Origin of the sequence: Candidatus Tisiphia endosymbiont of Xenochironomus xenolabis, from assembly GCF_964264705.1 — a bacterium.
Classification (GTDB): domain Bacteria; phylum Pseudomonadota; class Alphaproteobacteria; order Rickettsiales; family Rickettsiaceae; genus Tisiphia.
This window is the reverse complement of the sequence record NZ_OZ183473.1, coordinates 999,784-1,023,921: the sequence shown is the minus strand read 5'-3', so window position 1 is coordinate 1,023,921 and position 24,138 is coordinate 999,784. Positions and strand designations below refer to the sequence as shown.

Genomic DNA, 24,138 nt, shown 5'->3' with positions numbered 1-24,138 from the left:
CGTAAGGTGAGTTACTATTTAAGTCTAGGTTTTTCTAAATGAAGAATATTTTTGTTATTTTATTAATTTCTATATTTTGCCTTTCAGGGTGTACTGGGGATAGGTGCATTGATGCAGATGATTTTGGCTTTATAAAATTTGTAATTTCTTCAAGATATAAAAAAGAAGAGTTAAGTGGGCAACAACAAGATAATCAATCTGCTCCTTGGGTTGATACTGGATATAATGTAAATGGTCAACCACTGACTATCTTGGTAAAAACTTGGGATTTTGCTAAAGGAGATAAAAATAGCCCTTCAGAGTTATCAGCTTGGTGTGCATGGTATGGCCAAGAAAATAATACCAATACTTTATCTGAATTTTGTAAAAGATTACAAGAATGCCAATTTATAGATGGTAAGATGTGTACTAATAGTAAAGATGCTAAAGTTAGTAATGCACCATGCTTATTTAAAAATGGAGTGGGGCTATATTTATTGATTGCTGAACGTAATACAAATCCTAATCTTTCATTGGATACCCAACGTACACCAAAAGGAATTACCGCCCATCTTGGTGAGCCTATGGTTGGTCATACATTTTATGATCTTAATAAAAGAGGTGAATTAGTAAAAGCTGGAGGGATAAGTTATAAATATGATGAAGATCAAGGTAAAAAAAAGCAATACGATAAATCTCCATTATATTTCAAGATTTTAGATAAGTTTTACGATGATAATAATGGTCAGTATCGTGTAGTTATTAAATCTGGGGTTAATGATACTAGACCATATCCTATTGACTTTTTAGTAAATTTAATAAAAGTTGAGTTATTTGGTAAAGGAGAGGAACATGGGTTAGTTAGGAAAATTTACGAGAATATTATTAAAAAACCAGGATATCGTTTATCTGTTTCGGCTTTGTTAACTTTGTATGTTATATTTACAGGCTTTTCTTTTCTGATTGGCAATGTTAATCTCACCCATACTGAGCTAATAATTAGAATAGTAAAAATTAGTATAGTATCTACTTTACTTAGTTCTACTATTAGTTGGCAATTTTTTCATGATTATTTGTTTGTATTTTTTGTAGAAGGGGTAGAGCAAATATTACAAATAATTAAACAAACTGCTACGACCGGACCAGGTTCTTGGAGTATAATAGGCTTGATGATTGCTCCACAAACTATGGCAAAATTATTTTCATTACTGTTCGTCGATCCATTAGGGTTTATATATATAATTCTATTCTTGATAGCTCTTTATTATATCTTCATGATGGTATTTAAGGCTACTGTTATATATCTTACGGCATTGATAATTATTGGGATGATTATCATAATGGCACCAATATTCATCTGCTTTATGTTATTTGGTATTACCCGTTCATTGTTTGAGAACTGGTTAAGGCAGCTAATATCATATGCTATACAACCGATTATATTATTTACTGGTTTAGCATTTATTTCAATGATTATCAGAACAGAAATATATTCTTCACTTGGTTTTGGTGTATGTAAGTATGACTTCCCAAATTTAGGTCCGATAAATGAACTATTTGGTAGTATTAATGAAGACCTAGATACTAGTCTTGGAGACTCGATATTTTATTGGTGGTTTCCATCTCCAATGAAAGGTAACCAATTTAGTAAAGCAAGAGCTGATATATTAGTACCTGTTGATCATCGTGTAAGAGATAATTCGCCAGAAGGTAGTTCTCCGGAGGGTAGAATATGTTCAGCTTATGAATGTCAGGAGAATAGATATATTGAGTTACCATTTTTAGATCCAGTCAAAGATTTAGCAAGAATTAACAACTTTTTTAATGGTAAATTTGTTCAGCTGGATGGATTATTGTTAATTTTTGTATGTGTTTATTTACTAAGTAAATTTAATGATATAGCTGTTTCAAGTGCTAAATTCTTATCTAGCACATCAGGTAATTTGACAAATTTACAAGGAGTTGGACAAAGTGCCTTTACCCCTATTCAGCAACAAATAGAGAGACCCACAAACTATGCTTTCGGTGCTGTCAAGAAAAGGGTAGATCAAGGACTTGAAATGATAACAATGCCTGTTGCTATATGGTATGAGGAAAAAATGATGGGGGGTGTAGCACGAGAGGCACTTGACCCCAAATCAGTAAATTCGAGTGTTTTAAGTGAAGTAAAAAGAAATTACGGTATAGACTATAAAGACGTTAATGTTAAAGCTGAAAGTGATTATCACAGAGCTATTAACGAGGTTATGAAAACCATTAAACCTGATGAACCAGTTAAAGAATTTACTGGCAGTAGTTATTCAGAACTTCGAGATCATTTAGCAGCTCTTAAATTTGGTGAAGGTAAAAAATATGATTCTCTTAATGAAGATCAAAAGAAACAACTTAATGAGTTAATGAAAACTAAAGATGGTAAGAGTTTACGAGAATTAGCCAGTGATGTAAAGTTTACCAAAGATTTCCAGCAGGCTTATATGAACTCGCATCAAGAAATGTCAAAAAGAGGAGTAGGATTATTTGGTAAAAATATAGCCCCTCTCAGAAGTTGGCAAGAGATGAACAAGCGCGTTGATGAAAAGAGAGCGTTACGGGATAGAAAACGTAGGAATATAGGGGAGAAAATATATGCTGGTTATGAAGGGTTAAAGCGGGAAGCTCTGACTGCTATTGTTGGTAAAGATTTACGGGATGCTTTTGAGGGTAACTTGACTGGGGCTGAGTGGGAAGATTTTAATTATAATGATCCAAGACTTAGAACCCATAATGAATCACTTGAGGATGAACAACGATCTTTGGAATATCAAAAACTTAAGACCAAAATCAATAAAGAGACTATTGCTGTTCAGGAAGATATTTCATCTCCTGAATATCGAGCTAGACTTGAATTACAGGGTAGAACAACAGATATTGATTATTATGAACAATTAACCAACAAAGATCTTTCCTTTCAGGTATATAATGCTCTTGCTCAAGGTGAAAATGATGGAGAAAGTCCAGTATTAATGGGGGAAAGATTTATGCGAGAGAAAGCAACAGATACTCAAACTCGTGAAATGATTGACAATGCCCATAAGATTGAGCAAAGAATGATTGATGAGGATAGATATATACGCAGACAAGAACATTATGATATTATGCGTGAGAGAGCCCAAGCCAATGGTGATAACCAATCTTTAGAGTATAGCGAAGCAGTATTGAAAAAAATAGAAGAAAGAAAAGAGCATATTAAAAAGGAAATTAAATCTCATATTGATGGAATTAATCAATACCGCTTAGCTGCTAAAATGTCTAAATATGAAAAAGATTAGATGAATTTATAGGATCATTTGAGTATATATCGATAGTACCCTACATTTTTTTTTCTATTTTATTATGATAAAAAATCTGATCGCTAAGAGTCATTGCGAGGAGCCGCTTTGCGGCGACGCGGCAATCCCCAAAATGCCCAGGAATGGATCGCTTCTAGGCTCATGCTTTCTCGCAATGACATCTTGTACTTTAACTTTTTCTTTGTGAATACTCACCGTAAATTTCTGTGAAATCCTTGACATTTATTAATTATTTCGTGATAATATATTAAAATTATGTAAGAATAATAAAGATATAAAGTTTATACAGACTATCAGGTTACGAGTAAAGAGTTATATAGCTAACCCGTTAATGTTTTAGATAGCTTCTCCGTCTTTAGCTACGAAGCAATCCAAAAAAGTAACCATAAAGGATTGCTTTATCGGCTTACGCTTTCTTGCAATGACGTTTGGGATATCTAAAACTTATTCGGGTTTATAAGAAACTATTTGTAAGTGTTATTTTCTTATGATTCCCAAATATATTAAAGTAATCATCAAATTTATATTTTTTCAATAACATAATAATTTAACTTGACAATAAATTTTTAATGTATATATTGCATCGGATAAAACGGATGAGAAGTAGTCGGTTTAGCTATTCTTTTAGGAGTTGTAAAATAATAACTCTTATAAATCATAGTGTGTTTAATTAAATAACATAGAGTTATAAGAAACTAATTTATAAGTGTTGTTTTCTTACGACTCATAAGGCAGGTAGATATGGCGTTAATGAGTCGAAGAAAAGTTATATATGGGATATTATTTGTTATAACAGCGATTGTTGTGGTGATAGTTTTTATCAAAAAAGCAAATGATAAACAAATCCCCGCTCAGCAAGTTGATAATCAAGCGACCATGGTTCCTGTTGAGGTGGTTAAGGCTCAATATTCAGAAGAAACAAATGATATATTGGTTACAACAGGCAAAACCTTGCCATATGAAACACATGCAGTTAAAGTCAATGTAACAGGGAGAATTAAAGAGCTTGATTTGCCGATAGGTAGTTATGTCAATAAAGGTGATATTTTAGCAGTATTAGATACCACGCAAATTGACTACCTGATTGAACTGGCAAATGAAGAGTATCGTCTTAAAGAGAAAAAAGCTAATGCGATGAAACAGCTATCAGATAAGAATCTCATTAGCTATACAGAATATGTAAACCATCGCATAGAATATCTTGATGCTAAACATAAATATTATACATTACTTGATGACAAGACCAATCATTATATTGTTGCTCCGTTAAGTGGCATTGTTGAACGAAAACTTGTTGCTGACGGAGAGCTTGTTACACAAAAAGATAAAATTGCCGTTCTTTACGATATTCATATTATCAAGGTTGCATTTGAGCTCGATGAGAGCGACTATCAGAAATTTAAAAGTTCTCCGGATAGCTATGTTAACATCTATATTCCTGCTTTAGATTTAGCCCTTAAACTAAGCGATTTTAAAACTTCAGAAATTGCTCAAGAGAAGAATCACTCAGTCTATATTGAGGCGTTTATTCCAAATGATGACAATTCAATCACGCCTGGCTTATTTGTTAATGTAAATGTTGTTTTCAATAGCAATAAGCAACGGATAAAATTACCAAACTCAGCTATCTTTTTTGAATCCTATTATTTTGTCTACGTTATTGAAAATAATATAGCTAAAAAAGTAAAGGTTGAAATAGGTGATAGTGATAGTCAAAGTGTAGAGGTAGTTAGTGGCATCAAACCAAATGACCAAGTGGTTATTTCAGGAAAAAAGGGATTGGGTGATGGGGCTAAGGTTCTGATTGAAGATGAGACAACTAGGTCAGAATTATAATATAAGAATAATGAAAATAGCTATTAGTGGATCATAAAAATCTGCTATATTATAGAATAGTTAGTAATAGGGTAATGTTAACCTTCCCCTTATTTATATTGAAAACTAAAACAAATATTAATTAGATAAATGAAAAAACTATACTTTTTTATAATACTATTATTCTGTAGTTCTGTTCATGCTGGTGAGGTTGATAATCCAGCTCAACTTAGGAGAATGAATGTAATACAAGCTGGGGAAATACATACACTAACCAAGAAAAAACAGGCTCTTGAGCAAGAACTGAATGAGAAAAAGGCAGAGCTAGAAGATTCCAAAAATAATAATAACGATAAGAATAGTAACGATAATAATAGCTCGAGTAATTCAAATTCTTCATCAAGTACTGGGCAAAGAGCTGCTCCTAGTAATAATCCTACCCCGGAACAATATACTGGTAGTAATAAGCGTATTACTCAAGAGGATACAAACTCTCAAAGGGATTCTAAAAAACATGTAAATGAAGATGAAAATCTTAATATTACTACAAAAGATCAAAATACTAAAACTAATCAATCACCAAGTCAGGTAACTGGGAATTCTAGTCAACAAGCAATAATTTTAGATGATAATAAGCAACCAGACAGCCAAATTGTTCAAAGGGAAGAAGTGAATTTAGAACGGCAAGCACCTTCAGAAAATACTGTGAAATTGCATGAGGATATCAAAGCAGCTGAAGAAAAATTAGCAAAGTTACTAAGCAACATAAATGATTTGGATGATAAATACACGAAGAAAACACTAGAACTTGAGAAACTAGAAAAATTAGAATCCCAATTATCTAAGCAACCTGAGATAAAAACTAATTCATTTAGTCAGCAGGCTCAACAAAATAGAGGTGGTTCACAACAACAGATGGCAGGTTTTGTTCAAAAAGAACCAGAATTAAAGAATGCACAGGCTGAGATAGAAAAGAATCTAAAAGAATTAGACGCTGCTAAACTACTTACCAAAACTGAACAAGATAATTTGCAAAAAGCTCAGGATGAAACCCATGCTAAGCTGGTTGCAGCGGAGCGAGAGAAAGCTGAAGCGGTTAAAAAAGAACAGCAACAAGCAGCAGCTTTGGCTGCAATGGTTGAGAAAGAACAACAACAGAAAGCAGCTTTGGCTGCAAAAGACGCTGCTTTACAGGCGGCTAATGATAAAGCTGAACAACAGAAAGCAGAGTTGGCTGCGGCGGCTAAGAAAGAACAACAGAAAGCAGAGTTGAATGCAGTGGAGCAAGAGAAAGCTGAAGCGGTTAAAAAGATGGAAGGTGTTGCAGCAGCTTTGGCTAAAGCGGAGCAAGATAAAGATGCAGCGGTTAAGGCTGCAGCAGATGCACAGGCTGCGATGGCAAAGAATCAACTAGCATTAGAAGATTCTAAGAAGGCTAATAAAGCCTTAGAAGATAAGATAACAGATTTGAATAAAGAGAAAGATGCTGCACAGGATGCGATGGCAGAGAATCAACTAGCATTAGAAGATTCTAAGAAGGCTAATAAAGCCTTAGAAGATAAGATAACAGATTTGAATAAAGAGAAAGATGCTGCACAGGATGCGATGGCAGAGAATCAACTAGCATTAGAAGATTCTAAGAAGGCTAATAAAGCCTTAGAAGATAAGATAACAGATTTGAATAAAGAGAAAGATGCTGCACAGGATGCGATGGCAGAGAATCAACTAGCATTAGAAGATTCTAAGAAGGCTAATAAAGCCTTAGAAGATAAGATAACAGATTTGAATAAAGAGAAAGATGCTGCACAGGATGCGATGGCAGAGAATCAACTAGCATTAGAAAATGCTAAGAAGGCTAATAAAGCCTTAGAAGATAAGATAACAGATTTGAATAAAGAGAAAGATGCTGCACAGGATGCGATGGCAGAGAATCAACTAGCATTAGAAAATGCTAAGAAGGATAATAAAGCCTTAGAAGATAAGATAACAGATTTGAATAAAGAGAAAGATGCTGCACAGGATGCGATGGCAGAGAATCAACTAGCATTAGAAGATTCTAAGAAGGCTAATAAAGCCTTAGAAGATAAGATAACAGATTTGAATAAAGAGAAAGATGCTGCACAGGATGCGATGGCAGAGAATCAACTAGCATTAGAAAATGCTAAGAAGGCTAATAAAGCCTTAGAAGATAAGATAACAGATTTGAATAAAGAGAAAGATGCTGCACAGGATGCGATGGCAGAGAATCAACTAGCATTAGAAAATGCTAAGAAGGATAATAAAGCCTTAGAAGATAAGATAACAGATTTGAATAAAGAGAAAGATGCTGCACAGGATGCGATGGCAGAGAATCAACTAGCATTAGAAGATTCTAAGAAGGCTAATAAAGCCTTAGAAGATAAGATAACAGATTTGAATAAAGAGAAAGATGCTGCACAGGATGCGATGGCAGAGAATCAACTAGCATTAGAAGATTCTAAGAAGGCTAATAAAGCCTTAGAAGATAAGATAACAGATTTGAATAAAGAGAAAGATGCTGCACAGGATGCGATGGCAGAGAATCAACTAGCATTAGAAAATGCTAAGAAGGCTAATAAAGCCTTAGAAGATAAGATAACAGATTTGAATAAAGAGAAAGATGCTGCACAGGATGCGATGGCAGAGAATCAACTAGCATTAGAAAATGCTAAGAAGGATAATAAAGCCTTAGAAGATAAGATAACAGATTTGAATAAAGAGAAAGATGCTGCACAGGATGCGATGGCAGAGAATCAACTAGCATTAGAAGATTCTAAGAAGGCTAATAAAGCCTTAGAAGATAAGATAACAGATTTGAATAAAGAGAAAGATGCTGCACAGGATGCGATGGCAGAGAAAGATAAGGAATTAGAAGCTGCTAAACAACTTGCCAAAACTGAACAAGATAAGTTGGATAATTTGCAAAAAGCTCATGATGAAAATCAGGCTAAGTTGGCTACAGCGGAGCAAGTTGTACAACAACAGGCAGCAGCTTTGACTAAGGATAAAGAGAATGCGGTTAAAGCTGCAGCAGATGCACAGGCTGAGATAGACAAGAATAAACTAGCATTAGAAGATGCTAAACTACTTGCACAAACTGAGCAAGATAAGTTGGATAATTTGCAAAAAGCTCATGATGAAAATCAGGCTAAGCTGGCTGCACCGGAGCAAGAGAAAGATGAAGCGGTTAAAGCTTATAAAGAGGTGACGGCAGAACAAAGAAATGTTGTAAAAAATAACTTACAGGCGGATAATACAAACGACCAAACTGATCTTGCCAATCAACGCGATAAATTAGCTAAAGATTTAAAGGCAACACAGGATAAGTTAAACAATGCACGAGCTAAGATAGCACATAATAATCCACAATTAAAACCAAATCCGGTAGAGAAGAAAAGAGTTAACGTTTCACTTTCGTCTAATGGAGTAAGTAATAAAGCAACTGCATCAAAAATAGAAGCTACAAATCAGAAGAAAGAAAAAGGGGTAAACCTTCATCAGAGACAGGCACAGGTTAAACAAGACGAAAAAAAATTAGCCTTGCAAGAATCATCTATTAAAAAGAGACAGGCACAGGTTAAACAAGACGAAAAAAAATTAGCCCCTATAGAATCATCTATTAAACAGAGACAGGCACAGGTTAAACAAGACGAAAAAAAATTAGCCTTGCAAGAATCATCTGTTACACAGAGACAGGCACAGGTTAAACAAGACGAAAAAAAATTAGCCCCTATAGAATCATCTATTACACAAAGACAGGCACAGGTTAAACAAGACGAAAAAAAATTAGCCCCTATAGAATCATCTATTAAACAGAGACAGGCACAGGTTAAACAAGACGAAAAAAAATTAGCCCCTATAGAATCATCTATTACACAAAGACAGGCACAGGTTAAACAAGACGAAAAAAAATTAGCCCCTATAGAATCATCTATTACACAAAGACAGGCACAGGTTAAACAAGACGAAAAAAAATTAGCCCCTATAGAATCATCTATTACACAAAGACAGGCACAGGTTAAACAAGACGAAAAAAAATTAGCCCCTATAGAATCATCTATTACACAAAGACAGGCACAGGTTAAACAAGACGAAAAAAAATTAGCCCCTATAGAATCATCTATTAAACAGAGACAGGCACAGGTTAAACAAGACGAAAAAAAATTAGCCCCTATAGAATCATCTATTACACAGAGACAGGCACAGGTTAAACAAGACGAAAAAAAATTAGCCCCTATAGAATCATCTATTACACAGAGACAGGCACAGGTTAAACAAGACGAAAAAAAATTAGCCTTGCAAGAATCATCTATTAAAAAGAGACAGGCACAGGTTAAACAAGACGAAAAAAAATTAGCCCCTATAGAATCATCTATTACACAGAGACAGGCACAGGTTAAACAAGACGAAAAAAAATTAGCCCCTATAGAATCATCTATTACACAGAGACAGGCACAGGTTAAACAAGACGAAAAAAAATTAGCCCCTATAGAATCATCTATTACACAGAGACAGGCACAGGTTAAACAAAATGATAAGAAAATAAAACTTATCCCAACCCCAAATGTTCATCAAAGAGAACTTGCAAAAACCCTGAAAACGCAAGAGGCTTTAAAGTCAAGCCCAGGAAATCAAGTGGCTAAGAGTGAACAAGTGACTGGAAAAATAAGTGACTACTCTCCATTGGTCAAGCCAAGCAGACTACCGGTAATACAGGGGAAGGAACTAGCAGTTAATGATAAAGGTCGATTAATAATACAAGATCAAGAACAAGATCAACATCAAAAATTACTTAAACCAAAAAATGAAGTTGTGGAGTTAAAGCAAGAAGGCGGGGTACAACCGTTCAATAATTTAAAAACTATAGATGAAACTGTACCCCCTGATACCAAGAGTTCAATTAAAACAGAACCAACTGCGGAAATTGCAGAGCTAAAGAAATTGAAATTTGAGGTAATCAGTCCAGAGATAGTGGTAGGAGCTGCTGTTACTAAAATCGAACAAAAAGGGGGGGCAAATACCAAGCATAAATCCAGCGTTATGGAAAGAAAAATACCAATAGTAGTACCTAAAGCAGTAGAGTTTAAAAAAACTGGATTGAAGAAAGTTGGGCAACAATAAATGGATATATGATAAAAAAATTGTTGGAACATAGCAGTATTTTTGTGGTGATCAATATTGTGGTGGTGCTGCTTGGGATATACGCATATTTGCAGCTGAAAATTCAACTTTTACCCAATATCCCTGCTTCAAATATTTATATTTCGATCATCAACCCGAACGTCAGACCGGATTTGATAGAGAAATACATTACTAAACCTTTTGAAGAGGTTTTTTCACATGTTGATGGTCTTGAGTCGATTCTTGCTGTTAGTCAGCTAGGAGAAAGTAAAATAACGTTAAGTATTGCCAAAAAAGTTCCGATAGAACAAGCAATTAACCAAGTTAGAGATTTGATACTAAAAAATAAGGCTCTCTTGCAAGAGGGAGCTAAAGACCCGATAATCTCGACTGAAAGCTTTTCTGCTTTACCAATGATGTATATTGCTGTGGGGTCTAATAATAATTTGTTAGTTACCGCTGAGGATATTGAAACAATCAAGAAAAAGCTTAAATATGTTGATGGTGTAGCCAATTCATCTGGTTTTGGTGTGACAGAAAAAGTGGTTAATATCGATATTGATCCGGAAAAAATTGCAAAATATTATATTCCTTTAGATAGTGTCCTTGCTTCGTTAACACTACAAAATACTGATTTTTCTGGTGGTAAATTATCAAATCAATATAAAACAGAGTATATATCTTTTGATACGACAATCAATAAGTTGAGTGATTTTGGCGATATCAATTTGGAAAGTAATAATGTTGCTATAAAATTAAAAAATATTGCTAGCATTACGCTATCAGATAAAGAGGCGCTTAGTTTTGCCTATTTTGGCACGAATAAAATTGTTTTATTAGGTATTTTTGCTAAGTCAGATGCCAATCCAGTTGATGTATCAAAAAATGTAAAACATTTCCTAGAATATTACGAAAAAGCTAATCCACACTTTACCTTTCAGGTTGTTATTGATGATAGCCAAGATATTTTACAAGCTTTTCAAGAAGTGAAAAAAACTTTGATTGAATCGGTATTGTTGGTGTCAGTAATTGTTTTACTGCTAATGGGATCAGTGCGATATTCAATTATTGCAATCTGTGCAATTCCAGTCTCAATGGCTGCTTGTTTGGTTATGCTATATTTGTGTGGTTTTACACTCAACTCGATAACGATGTTGGCAATGGTCTTGGCTATAGGGTTGGTGGTTGACGACTCTATCGTAGTGATTGAGAATGCTGAACATTACTATCAGAAAAATAAAAATGCTTTAACTAGTATATTGCAAGCAATTTATGGTCTCTTTTTATCTGTTTTAATATTGATGCTTACGCTAGTAGTAATATATATCCCTATTTTGTTTATTAAAGGAGAGGTAGGAAAAATTTTACAGGAATTTTCTCTGTCAATCATTGCTTGTTTAGTAATGTCCTTTATCGTGGCGTTTACTTTAACACCTATATTGTTCTTAAAACTAGCAAATAATACGCATGAAAGCAAATTTGCTCAAATTGTTAATAAGACGCTGGATATGATTACGGACAAATATAAAAGTTCTTTATTTTTTATTATACGCTATGCCAGAGTATTTTTATTCTTAGTAACTATAGTTGTAGCAGCTGGTACATATGTTGCATCAAACTCTATGAAAGTAGAAATTGAGCCATTTGAAAAAAAAGATATGATTATACTTACCAACATCTTTATGCCTAATACCAATTTAAGTTACATCCATCGTTATATGGAGAAAATTACTAAAATAGTCAATAGTAGTGATAATATTAAATATACCCTAAATATTGAAGAATCGCCACGTTCAACAATTTGGATAATATTAAAAGATAAAACTAAAGCGGTGCAAACCTTGCATGAAATTGAAGCTAAACTCGCAAGAATAGCAGTAGGTGGAGATGTTTCAGTGAAGTTTGCCCAGGGGAAAAATACTGGTTCAGCAAAGGGTAACGTTGAGTTGAGCTTTTATGTCAATAACCATTCATCTATGGAGAATGCTTGGCAGGATGTTCATTTTATACAGGATAATTCACAGAATTTATTTACTAGTGTTATCGCTATTGCCACTTCACTTGTGCAAGATTATAAAATTTGGTGTAATCAAGATAAATTATTCAAATATGGCTTAAGTCAGAAAGATATATCAAATACTTTAGATATTCTGTTTAATGCTAGAAAGATAGGAAACTTTAAGCATTATGATAATACTTATGATGTTGTTGCTAAATCAGACCCTAAATTTGGTAAAATGCTAAGTAATATACAAAATATGTTTATTACAACACAGAAAAATGGAGAAAACCTTATTCAGCTTAAGGATATATGCGATATTGATAGAGTGAATACAGTTAATCAAATTATGCGTTATAATGAGCAGTATTCCATTGAAGTAATTGCCACTGCTAAACATGGCGTTAAATTGCAAGATGCAGTGCATTCTATTGATCAGTTAAATAGTAAATTGCCAAGTGATAGTGATATTAGCTATAGTGAACAAACGAAAATGCTTATTGATTCAACATCATCATTTACATTACTAATTTTAGTATCTGTATTTGGACTCTACTTATTAATGTTTGCACGCTTTAACGATTTAATGCTATCATTTATTATTCTAATTGGAGGAATTCCAGCTGCTTTAAGTATAGCTTTATTGAGTTTATATTTTACTCAAGGGGGGTTAAATATCTATACTCAAATATCACTTATCACATTAGCGGGATTAATGACTAAGCATAGTGTATTGTTATGTAGTGCAATGCATCAAGGGAAAGGAGGGATAAAATCAATAGTAACAGGAGCCACATCAAGAATCAGGGCAATTTTAATTACTTCTCTGGCTATGAGTATTGGCTTGCTGTCACTTTTCTTTGATAGTGGGAATTATGCCAATAGTCGCTTCCAAATGGCTATGGTTCTAGTAACAGGCATTGCTGTTGGATCGATATTAACACTTTATGTAACCCCTTTACTTTATATTAGTTTTTATCGTATTCGTTACCAACGTACTCGTATAGTGTAATTAATACGAAAATGTGCTAAAATGTCTATATTTCAAAAAAAAATATAAAATCTATGGATATTTTCTTATCCTTTATTGACAATTATTAAGAAAAAGAGTAGCATGCTACTTGAGTTTAATAATTAACTCTTTAATAGCATGAAAGCCTTATGTCTGCCTGTCAGTTATGTGGTTTAATTTCTACGGAAGAGTTGCGAATTAAGTTCAGATAAGTAACTCTATACTAAAAGGTTTTTATGACTACTAAAGTAGGTAAGGTCAAATGGTTTAATACAACCAAAGGTTTTGGTTTTATTCAACCAGACGATGGTGGGAATGACGTTTTTGTTCACATCTCAGCTGTAGAGCGTGCCGGGATCCGTAATCTTAATGGAGGTCAAAGTGTAGGCTTTGATCTAGAAGACAATAAGGGAAAAATTTCTGCTGTTAATCTGCAAATAAAATAATATTTATTTAAAACTACAAGCAACTACTCAAAATTTATGAGTGGTTATTAAACTAGTGAATTTTGGGTAGTATCATCTTTTTATACACTCTGTGCATTATCTTTTATAATTCAGTGTTCACTGTAAGTAAAGCTGTAATTTTATTGGACTATTTTAAGTATACTCGAATGATTTGGGGAAATGGATTTTCAAAGCAAAAGAGTATCTATGGTAGGATTGTATTTATAATTACAGCCGCTTTTACTATACAATAATTAATAACCAGCTTTATAACATAAAGAACTTAACCATAAACTTATTCTTTTTTAAGGTATAGAATATATCTTTACTCAGATGCTTTGAAGAGTTGGAGTCTAATTACAGTTTACCTTCCAATTCCTCAAATCATTTGAGTATTTTTAATTTACGATAAATAACATTGGATTTAATAATGAAAAATTTTAATTTACCAAACGAAGTGATTATATCACTTGAACAAATGAACATCACCTCTCCTACAGAAATTCAAAGAGAGGCTATACCGATTGCGATGCAAGGTAGTGATATTCTCGCTTCTAGTCAAACTGGTTCTGGTAAAACCCTTGCCTATTTACTACCAATCGTCAATTCTTTTATACAGACTAAATCAATGGCTTTGGTACTTGTACCAACTCGGGAATTAGCTAGCCAAGTACGCACTACTTTAACCAATGTAACTACTCAAATTAAGCTTCCTAGTGCGGTTTTAATAGGTGGTGAACCAATGCATAAACAATTTACGCAGCTAAAGGCAAATCCTAAAGTGGTGATTGGAACACCTGGTCGTATTATAGATCATTTACTGCGTGGTACCTTAAAACTAAATACTGTCCAATTGGTAGTACTTGATGAGATGGACAGGATGCTTGATATGGGCATGAAAGAACAGTTGGAAGAAATAAATAAATATATACCTGAAAAAAGACAGGTTTTAATGTTTTCAGCTACTATGCCAAAACATATTATTGCACTATCGCAAAAATATGTGATTAACCCTAAACGCATTACTATTGGCTCAACTACTCAGGCTGCTTCTCAAATAAAACAAGAAACTTTGCGTGTTTCTGACAAAGAGAAATTCCCTGAGCTTATAAAGCAATTAAATCAACGAGATGGTTCTATAATTATTTTTGTAAAAACTAAGCGTGGTGCTGATCAGCTTGCAAAAATGTTAAAATTTGAAGACCACAAGGCTGAAGCTATACATGGTGATTTAACGCAAGGCAGACGTGATCATGTAATTGCATCGTTTCGTTCTTCTCGTCACAGAATTATGGTGGCAACAGATGTTGCGGCTCGTGGCTTAGATATACCACATACACAGCATGTGATCAATTATGACTTACCAATGTCTCCAGAAGATTATTTACATAGAATAGGTAGAACTGGTAGAGCAGGACTTTCAGGTTGTGCATTATCCTTCATTTCGCCAGAAGATAATATTAGGTGGAAAGCTATTGATCGCCTAATGAACCAAGGTGAGAGTACTTCAAGAGAAGAAATGACAGGAAGTAAGAATCGTAGAAGAGCATTTAATGGTAACAATAATGGCAAAAAAAGTTATTTTCCACGTAATAATAACGATAAGAAACCTTATGCTGGTCGTGCTAGAAATAGCAAAGCATCCTAATTTAGTAAAATCAGTTGTGTTAGTAAAAACACAACTGATTTTAAAACTAATTTATAGCTAACCCGTTAATGTTCTATATAATTCCTTCATCATTGCGAGAAGGCGTAGCCGACGAAGCAAGAATAATGGATTGCCACAACCACTACGTGGTCTCGCTAATAGACGCTTGGTGAGCAGATTTTTTATTCATCATATTGTTGAGTTTCATTGAGTATATATGTTGATATATATAGAATAATTTGCTATATATAGCCAAAATTCAAGCTATATAGTCAATTCAGTAGAATTTGGGGCTAGGAGCGATGGAGCGACACCTATAAGTAATAGGAGAGCGACGAATGACAACGTCCCCAACTTCTCGTCAATTGACTATAGTTGAATTAGGCACTATCCTTATCTTAGAACAACGGATATAATCCTTGCAATCCTTCTTAGGAAGCTATAGCAGATATCTGAAGAAGTCTAAGATATTGTTGAAATAATTATATTAATTGCGGTCGTGGCGAAATTGGTAGACGCACAACCTTGAGGGGGTTGTTCTTAACAGAGTGGAAGTTCAAGTCTTCTCGACCGCACCAATTCTATATGTTTCAACTTAGTTGTCTTATAAAGCCTAACATGTTAAAATAACCTGATTATTTCTACATTGATACTCAAATGATTTGAAGAATTGTTCTTTGAAAATATCAGAGACTTGAATACTCACGTACGCTGGGTATGCTCGCTCCTCATTTTCAAATCCAATTCTCCAAATCATTTGAGTATATAACTGCATTCTAGATAACTCGTTATCCAGAATATGCACTAAACGAGGAGTTATGCAGAATCAACTAAAAAGTATGTTATCAATCCATCAAAACCAATTTGATGAAACGTTTGAGCAGATTAATAATCTTCTGAATAATGATGATGTTGATAAAGCTGTGGAGATTATGACTAATCTCCATTATGCAGATCTTGCAGATTTCTTAGATAATGTAAATCATAGAACATATAAAATAATTCTTCCCTTGTTAAAAGATACACTAAAGCCTGAGACTCTAGTACAGCTTAGTGTAAGCAGAAAACCACTTATAATCCAAACTTTAGGTATAGAGAAAACGGTACATTTAATTAATCAACTTGCCATAGAAGATGCTGTTGAAGTTATAGAAGATCTTGATGATATAACAAAAGAAATGATCTTAGATAATCTCAAAATAGAAAAGAGACAACAAATTATCGAAGGGTGTACTTATCCAGAAGACAGTGTTGGTAGAGTAATTGAAAGACATTTTGTGTCATTTCAAGAAGATTGGACAGTAGCTATGGCTATAGATTTTATTAGACAGCAACATATAGCACAAGATTTTCATGCTGCTATTGTGACAGATAATAAATATCGACCTATAGGCACTATACTTCTAAGCACTTTACTTAAGCATAAAGGAAATGAATTAGTAAAATATCTGATGAATCCTGAATTTAAAATTACTGATCTCTTTACTAACTTAAGTGAGTTAAGTTTTATTTTTAAGCAATATGCTTTAACAATTGTACCAGTGGTCAATAAAAGCGGTAAATTAATAGGTACCATTTCAATAGACAATATGCTCTACATCATTGAACAACAAACAGAAAAAGATATAATGTCACTTGGTGGTGTTTATACCCAAGATACATTCTACAATCTATTTTATACTGTAAGACATAGATTTCCTTGGTTATTTGTCAATCTAATTACCGCTTGTATGACATCGATAATTATTAATCAGTACAGTGTAACTATTGCCAAATTTATAACATTGGCAGCTATCACGCCTATTGTTGCTTCTATGGGGGGAAATGCTGGAACCCAAGCCATGACAGTAACAGTCAGAGCCCTTGCCAACAAAGATATCCATCATAATAATGTGTTAAAAGTACTCCTTAAAGAAGTGGTTGTATGTGGATTTAACGGTTCTATATTGGCATTAGTTGGTGCACTGTTAATCTTAGTAATGCTTTCTGATCCACAGATTAGCTTAGTTTTTTCCATAGCCGTTATCCTAACTTTCTTAATTGCTGGTCTTTTTGGTTCGGCAATACCAATTACTCTACATTATTTAAATATTGATCCTGCCACTGGTTCAGGTGTATTCCTGACCGCCATAACCGACTCGTTTGGATATTTTGCCTTCCTAACTTTAGCTTATATCTTTTTGGTATAGTGAAACAGATTAAATTAGTGCATAGTACCCTACAATTTTTATTCTATAAGTATTACAACAGCATAAAAACGTCATTGCGAGAAGGCGTAGCCGACTAAGCAATCCATTCCTGGTCATTTTTTGGATTGCTTCGTCGACCTATGGTCTCTTCGCAATGACGTTTGAGGCTTGTGTACTCCTCGCAATAACATCTTGTACTTTAACTTTTTTTCCGTGAACGCTCGCTACAGCACTTTAGCATAAATATAATAATCTCTATGTATTCCTTGCACAATCTCATATTTTTTGAGCAATCCCTCTTTAACAAAATTACATCGTTCCAAAACCTTAATTGAGCGAGTATTGTCAGTTATAACAGTTGCTTGGGTGCGAACAATTCCAGCATATTCGATAAACCTTAAAATAGCTTTGATAGATTTCAGCATAATTCCTTTACCCCAAAATTCCGGATCAAGATCGTAACTTATTTCTGCTTTGAGGTGCATTGCAGAAACACTATTAAACCCAACAGTCCCTATAAGTTTATTAGTATCTTTGAGGGAAATAGCCCAGTAAAATCCCCGATGATTATGAAATAAGCTGGACCAATATCTTATCTCATCAGTAGCTTGAGCCGTGTCCGATGGACAATTTTGTTCGGTCAGGAATGGTAGCATTTCTGGCTTATTCATATAGGTAAAATAGTTTTCGGAATCATCACTAGTTAATTCCCTAAGCACTATATTACCTAGGTCTAATACAGGAAATTGATGATATATAGAGTGGTTCAGCATATGTTAGAAAATAATTTATTTTTTATAATTAGCGGGGTCAGTTACATTATTCTCTTCAAAGGCTTTAAGTCTAGTTAAGCATGAAAGACATGTGCCACAAGATAGCCCATCATCTGATGGATCATAACAAGAAATCGTTTTGGAATAATCTACCCCTAATTCTAGACCAGCCTTGATAATTTCTCCCTTTGACATATTTATTAAGGGAGCATGAATGGTAATTTGTTTACCTGAAACTCCTACAGCAGTTGCCAGATTTGCCAGATTATTAAAAGCTGCTAAATATTCCAGACGGCAATCTGGATAATTAGCGGAATCAGTTGCATGTATCCCTATAAAAATATCAAAAGCTCCTATTATTTCACTAAATCCTAAAGCATAACTTAAAAATATGGTGTTACGTGCTGGTACATAAGTAACTGGTATACTCAAATGATTTGAAGAATTGGTTCCGCAAAACTTCGGGGCATTAGCGTGCTCACGTACTAAGTGTACGCTCCGCTCGCTCACCCCTTGTTTTACGTTCCAATTCTCCAAATCATTTGAGTATATAATCTGCTGCTTTGAGTATAGATCATTCTGTAATTCACTATGATCTTTATATTTTGGTACGTCTATGGCATTGTCAGTAAGAGCTGATCCGCCAAAGTTACGTAAATCAATATTTACAATTTTATGCTGTTTGATGTTATAGTTGTTAACTAATTGCTTAACCTTCTCCAGTTCAACATTATTGCGTTGAGAATAGTTGAAACTTATGGCATAAATTTCGTAATTCATTTTTTCCATCATGGCTAGTACGGTAGCTGAATCTGCACCACCACTAACTAAAGCTACTGCCTTTTTCATAATAATCTGCATCCGTTTATCATTAATATATATAGCTAATCCGATTAGCACTACTCTGCCTATTAGCGAGCCGTAGTATCACTCGACTAAGCACTTGCAAGTTATCATTCCCGCTTCCCATTGTCATTCCCGCGTAGGCAGGAATCTGGATACCTGCCTACGCAGGTATGACAAAACAGCATTGCTTCATCGCTACTAAGTGGCTTCTCGTAATGACCTATTGGACTTCTATATCTTTGAGTATATAGCAAAATTTTTTTCCACTAAGCTAATTATAGATAATTTTTTAAATATTTTCCAGTATGGCTCTCACTGCAAGCCGCAATATCCTTTGGAGTTCCAGTAACTACTATGCTACCACCTTTATCCCCTCCCTCAGGACCAACATCTATAACGTAATCCGCTGTTTTTACAACATCTAGGTTATGCTCAATAACTACCACCGTATTACCCATGTCAACTAATTTATGTAATACTTTAAGCAATTTATTAATATCATCTATGTGTAAACCTGTTGTTGGTTCATCAAGTATGTATAAAGTTTTACCAGTTGAGCGTTTTGATAATTCCTTAGCTAATTTTATCCTTTGTGCTTCACCCCCAGACAAAGTAGTAGCCGATTGACCAATTTTTATATAACCAAGTCCTACCTCATTTAAAGTAACCAGTTTTTCGTAAATTAATGGTACTTTCTCAAAAAAGCTCATAGCATCTTCAACTGTCATCCTAAGAACATCAGATATAGACTTATCCTTATATTTAATTTCAAGAGTCTCTCTGTTATATCTATCGCCATTACACACATCACATTTTACATAAATATCAGGTAAAAAATGCATTTCTATTTTAATCAGACCATCACCTTGACATGATTCGCATCTTCCACCTTTAACATTGAATGAAAACCTACCAACTTTATAACCCCGAGTTTTTGCAGTTGGTAATTCAGCAAACCAGTCTCTAATATGGGTAAATGCCCCTGTATAAGTTGCTGGGTTTGATCTTGGTGTACGACCTATTGGCGACTGATTGATATCAATAACCTTATCAATATATTCAAGACCAGTAATTGATTTATATTCTCCCGGAAAGACTTTTGAAGATGGTTCTAAAAACTTTAAAGCGGCTTTATATAAAGTATGAATTATTAAGCTTGATTTTCCTCCACCGGATACACCGGTTATTGCTGTAAAACTACCCAAAGGGATCGTAATATTAACATTTTGTAAATTATTAGACACAGCCCCAGTTAAGGCTATTACCTTACCGAAAGAGGGTATTCGAGTATTTGCTGGTACTTCAATAAATTGCTTACCACTTAAATAGCTGCCAGTTATGCTATTTGCACATTGTTTAATTTCCTCAATTGTTCCTTGGGCTACTATATGTCCACCATGAATACCGGCACCTGGTCCAACATCAATAATGTGATCCGATTCATACATTGTTTCTTCATCATGCTCAACAACCAGCACTGTATTACCAAGGTCTCGAAGATTTTTGAGAGTTTCTATTAAGCGAGCATTATCACGCTGATGTAAACCAATTGACGGCTCGTCAAGTACATATAACACCCCACTAAGTCCTGAACCAATTTGTGACGCTAAACGAATACGCTGGCTTTCTCCACCGGATAAAGTACCTGACCCTCTAGACAAAGCAAGATATTCAAGACCAACATTCATAAGAAATTGTAACCTTTCCTTGATTTCCTTTAATATACGCTCGGCAATAGCTACTTGTCTTTTATTAAGCTGTTGGTCTAATTGATTAAACCATTTTTGTAGTTGTAAAATACTCAAGGCAGATACTTGTCCTATATGCATATCAGCAATTTTAATACAAAGAGACTCTGTCTTTAATCTATAACCTTCACAAGCTGTACATTTGTGTTCTGCTTTGTATTTTAATAATTCTTCTTTTACTAAAGAGGAATCAGTCTTACGCTCTTTTTCTTGTAAGCTAGGTATTATTCCGGCAAAAGGCTGCTGAATAATCTGAGATTTAGAACCATCATGATATTGAAAATCTATAACTTCATCACCAGACCCATGGAGCAATATTTGCTGTATCGTATTTGATAATTCTGTAAAGGGCGTGTCTAATGAAAATTTGTAATGAGTTGCTAAGGCTTTTAATGTTTCTAAAAAGAACTTTGAGGATATTTTACCCCAGGGGGCTATAGCTCCATCCTTAATACTAACTCTGCTATCGGGAATAATTAAGTCTTTATCAAGAAATAATTCTTTGCCAAGACCTTCACATTTAGGACAAGCACCAAATGGGCTATTAAAGGAAAAAATTCTTGGTTCTATCTCAGTAATCTGGAAACCAGAAACTGGACAAGAATATTTTTCTGAAAAAATGATTCTCGAGCCTTTAGTAAGGGTGGTATCTACTCCGTTTGGTAAATCAACAATCTCGACATATACTATACCATCTGCCAATTTAAGAGCTATTTCCAAACTATCTGCAAGTCTATTGCCTAAATCACCTTCTAGAGAAATCCTATCAACAATTACTTCAATATTATGTTTTTTATTTTTGTCAAATTTTGGCAGATTATCAATCTCATAAATTTCATTGTTAATTACCAATCTGCCAAAACCCTGTTTTCTAAGATCAAGAATTTCACGTCTAAACTCACCCTTATGTCCTCGGACAATCGGAGCTAAAATGTATAATTTACTTGCTTTAGGAAAGGCAAGAATGGCATCTATCATCTCTGATATAGTCTGATTCTTGATAGGTAGACCTGTTGCTGGAGAATATGGGACTCCTACTCTTGCATATAGTAATCTCAAATAATCATAAATCTCAGTTATCGTACCCACTGTAGAGCGTGGATTTTTAGATGTAGTTTTTTGATCAATAGCTATTGCCGGCGACAAACCAGAGACTGACTCAACATCAGGCTTATCCTGAAGATGTAAGAATTGTCTAGCATAAGAAGACAGGCTTTCAACATATCTACGTTGCCCTTCAGCATAAATAGTATCAAAGGCTAATGAAGACTTACCAGAACCACTAAGCCCAGTAATTACCACAAACTTATTTCTAGGAATATCAACATTTATATTTTTTAAATTATGCTCCTTAGCACCACGAACTTTAATATATTCTTGCATAATAATTTGTTATAAATTTTTAAGGAACTTTCAAAAAACTTGTAGCATTATAGGTCGTTTTGGATTATTATTGCAATAATAAATTTTTAAATAAATTAGGTAATGATTTGTGGCTGGTAGTTTAAATAAAGCAATATTAATAGGTAATTTAGGACGTGATCCAGAAATTAGGCATACGGCTGACGGTAAAGAGATAGCAAGTTTTAGTGTTGCTACTTCTGAGACATGGAAAGATCGTACTACTGGAGAGAAGAAAGAAAAAACCGAATGGCATAGAGTAGTAGTATTTAGTGAAGGTTTGGTATCTGTTGTAAAGAATTATGCCAAAAAAGGAACTAGAGTTTACTTAGAAGGTATTTTACAAACTAGAAAATGGGTAGATAACCTTGGGCATGAAAAATATACGACAGAAATAGTGCTGCAGAATTTTAACTCACAATTTATATTGTTAGATTCTAAAGGTGTTGGCATTCAAACATCAGATACTGTTGTACCCAAAAATACGGTTACTAACTTTGACCATAGCGATTTAGATGATGAAATACCTTTCTAGAGTTGCGGTAGTTTCTTTATCTTTGGCTCTTTCTTCTTGTGTTTCGTCTATAGAAACAAGGGTTGAGGAAGCAGCAAAACTAGCATCAATAAACAGGTTTGAGAAAAAACTTGTTAAGGCTGGGGATTTTGTCATTACAACTTACCAACATATCTCGGATAAAGATAGCCCTTATGTATTTTATATTGAGGGTGATGGAAGTATTGGACGTTATGCCGTCGCTAGCAATCCGACTCCTTCCAAGATTATGTTGTTTAAGCTTGCTACTCTTGATACTAGACCTAATGTAGTTTATATAGCTCGTCCATGCCAATATACACCAGTAGAGCTTAATCCTAATTGTAATCAAGTCTATTGGACAGACAAAAGAATGGCTGAAGAGGTTATAGAATCAACAAACATAGTAATAAATAGTATAAATAATGATAAGCCAGCTAGTTTAGTTGGTTTCTCTGGTGGGGGAAGTGTTGCTATCTTGGTGGCAGCAAGAAATAAACATATTAAAGATATAATAACTGTAGCCGGTAATCTTGATATTAAAAATTTTAGTAAACATCATAAAGTATATGGATTAAAGAAGTCATTAAATCCCATAGATTATGCCATAAAAATCAATAATATCCCACAATTACATATTTCAGAAAGCAAGGATAAAATAGTACCTAGCAGTATTATGCATGGCTATATAAAAGCTAGTTCTTCAAATTGTATACAGCAAAAGATTTTTCCTAATATTACTCATACCAAAGGTTGGGATAAGGTGTGGCAGGATGTGCTGAAAATTAATCTTACCTGCAGATATTAATCCGAATAGGTTCTTTTGATGTGAGCATATCACAGAAAAAAGTAAAAAAGATAATTGCTATCCCACATAGTTCTCGTGGCAATCCATTATTCTTGGATTGCATTAATGCCACTAAAAGTGGCTCCTCGCTAATAGACGCTTGGTGATTGTATAATACTATCACGAAAACTTATAATTCCAAATTGTATAATTTATAATTGATATTTATCTAAATAATTTCTTCTTTTTTTAAAAAATTGTGTTATCATTATTTTACTTACTAGCTTTTTTATAAGTGACTTAATAATTAGTTTTGCTTAGTTATTTCCGACTCCTAGCTTATAGTACCCTACAATTTTTTATTTATTTTCTTATGATGAGTAAAAAAGCTGACTGCTAAGCGTCATGGCTCAGAGCTACTTTAGTAGCGACAAAGCAATCCATAAGAATTAGTATAGATACATCAAGATTATATGGATTGCTTCGTCGTGCGGT

General features: G+C 34.1%; 12 protein-coding genes and 1 tRNA gene. 10 read left to right on the top strand and 3 right to left on the bottom strand.

Annotated features, from left to right (window positions below; translation table 11 throughout):
* Positions 1-38 precede the first annotated feature (38 nt).
* From ACFELY_RS04995 to mgtE, 8 genes are all read left to right on the top strand, one after another.
* Positions 39-3,287, top strand: coding sequence for a type IV secretion system protein (locus ACFELY_RS04995; protein WP_375333796.1), 3,249 nt, complete (start codon positions 39-41; stop codon positions 3,285-3,287).
* Positions 3,288-4,049: 762 nt separating this feature from the next.
* A complete protein-coding gene (locus ACFELY_RS04990; protein WP_341749121.1) occupies positions 4,050-5,144 on the top strand; it encodes an efflux RND transporter periplasmic adaptor subunit in 1,095 nt (364 codons plus the stop codon).
* Positions 5,145-5,273: 129 nt separating this feature from the next.
* Complete coding sequence (locus ACFELY_RS04985) at positions 5,274-10,262, top strand: hypothetical protein (protein ID WP_375333795.1); 4,989 nt, start codon at positions 5,274-5,276, stop codon at positions 10,260-10,262.
* A gap of 8 nt (positions 10,263-10,270) precedes the next feature.
* Positions 10,271-13,273, top strand: coding sequence for an efflux RND transporter permease subunit (locus ACFELY_RS04980; RefSeq protein WP_375333794.1), 3,003 nt, complete (start codon positions 10,271-10,273; stop codon positions 13,271-13,273).
* Positions 13,274-13,509: 236 nt separating this feature from the next.
* A complete protein-coding gene (locus ACFELY_RS04975; protein ID WP_341759321.1) occupies positions 13,510-13,719 on the top strand; it encodes a cold-shock protein in 210 nt (69 codons plus the stop codon).
* A 430-nt stretch (positions 13,720-14,149) separates the two neighbouring features.
* Positions 14,150-15,367, top strand: a complete 1,218-nt coding sequence (locus tag ACFELY_RS04970) for a DEAD/DEAH box helicase (RefSeq protein ID WP_375333793.1) — start codon at positions 14,150-14,152, stop codon at positions 15,365-15,367.
* A 493-nt stretch (positions 15,368-15,860) separates the two neighbouring features.
* Positions 15,861-15,945, top strand: a tRNA-Leu gene (locus ACFELY_RS04960).
* A gap of 240 nt (positions 15,946-16,185) precedes the next feature.
* Positions 16,186-17,556, top strand: coding sequence for a magnesium transporter (gene mgtE, locus ACFELY_RS04955; RefSeq protein WP_341759323.1), 1,371 nt, complete (start codon positions 16,186-16,188; stop codon positions 17,554-17,556).
* A gap of 224 nt (positions 17,557-17,780) precedes the next feature.
* On the opposite strand, the gene ACFELY_RS04950 is transcribed toward mgtE, so the two are convergent.
* From ACFELY_RS04950 to uvrA, 3 genes are all read right to left on the bottom strand, one after another.
* The gene (locus ACFELY_RS04950) at positions 17,781-18,329 is read right to left on the bottom strand and encodes a GNAT family N-acetyltransferase (RefSeq protein WP_341759324.1); all 549 of its coding nucleotides are present in this window, start codon (positions 18,327-18,329) and stop codon (positions 17,781-17,783) included.
* A gap of 15 nt (positions 18,330-18,344) precedes the next feature.
* Positions 18,345-19,178 carry a 7-cyano-7-deazaguanine synthase gene (locus ACFELY_RS04945; RefSeq protein ID WP_341759325.1) on the bottom strand — a complete coding sequence of 278 codons (834 nt, stop codon included), beginning with the start codon at positions 19,176-19,178 and terminating at the stop codon, positions 18,345-18,347.
* Between the two features lie 272 nt (positions 19,179-19,450).
* The gene (gene uvrA / locus ACFELY_RS04940; protein ID WP_375334141.1) at positions 19,451-22,309 is read right to left on the bottom strand and encodes an excinuclease ABC subunit UvrA; all 2,859 of its coding nucleotides are present in this window, start codon (positions 22,307-22,309) and stop codon (positions 19,451-19,453) included.
* A 106-nt stretch (positions 22,310-22,415) separates the two neighbouring features.
* Here uvrA and ssb point away from each other — a divergent pair, with 106 nt between their 5' ends.
* On the top strand, positions 22,416-22,859 hold the full coding sequence (gene ssb / locus ACFELY_RS04935) for a single-stranded DNA-binding protein (RefSeq protein ID WP_094649241.1): 444 nt from the start codon (positions 22,416-22,418) through the stop codon (positions 22,857-22,859).
* Entirely contained in the window at positions 22,843-23,664 is an 822-nt protein-coding gene (locus ACFELY_RS04930; protein WP_375334140.1) for an alpha/beta hydrolase, read from the top strand. The genes ssb and ACFELY_RS04930 overlap by 17 nt, the downstream gene beginning before the upstream one ends.
* The last annotated feature ends 474 nt before the right edge of the window (positions 23,665-24,138 follow it).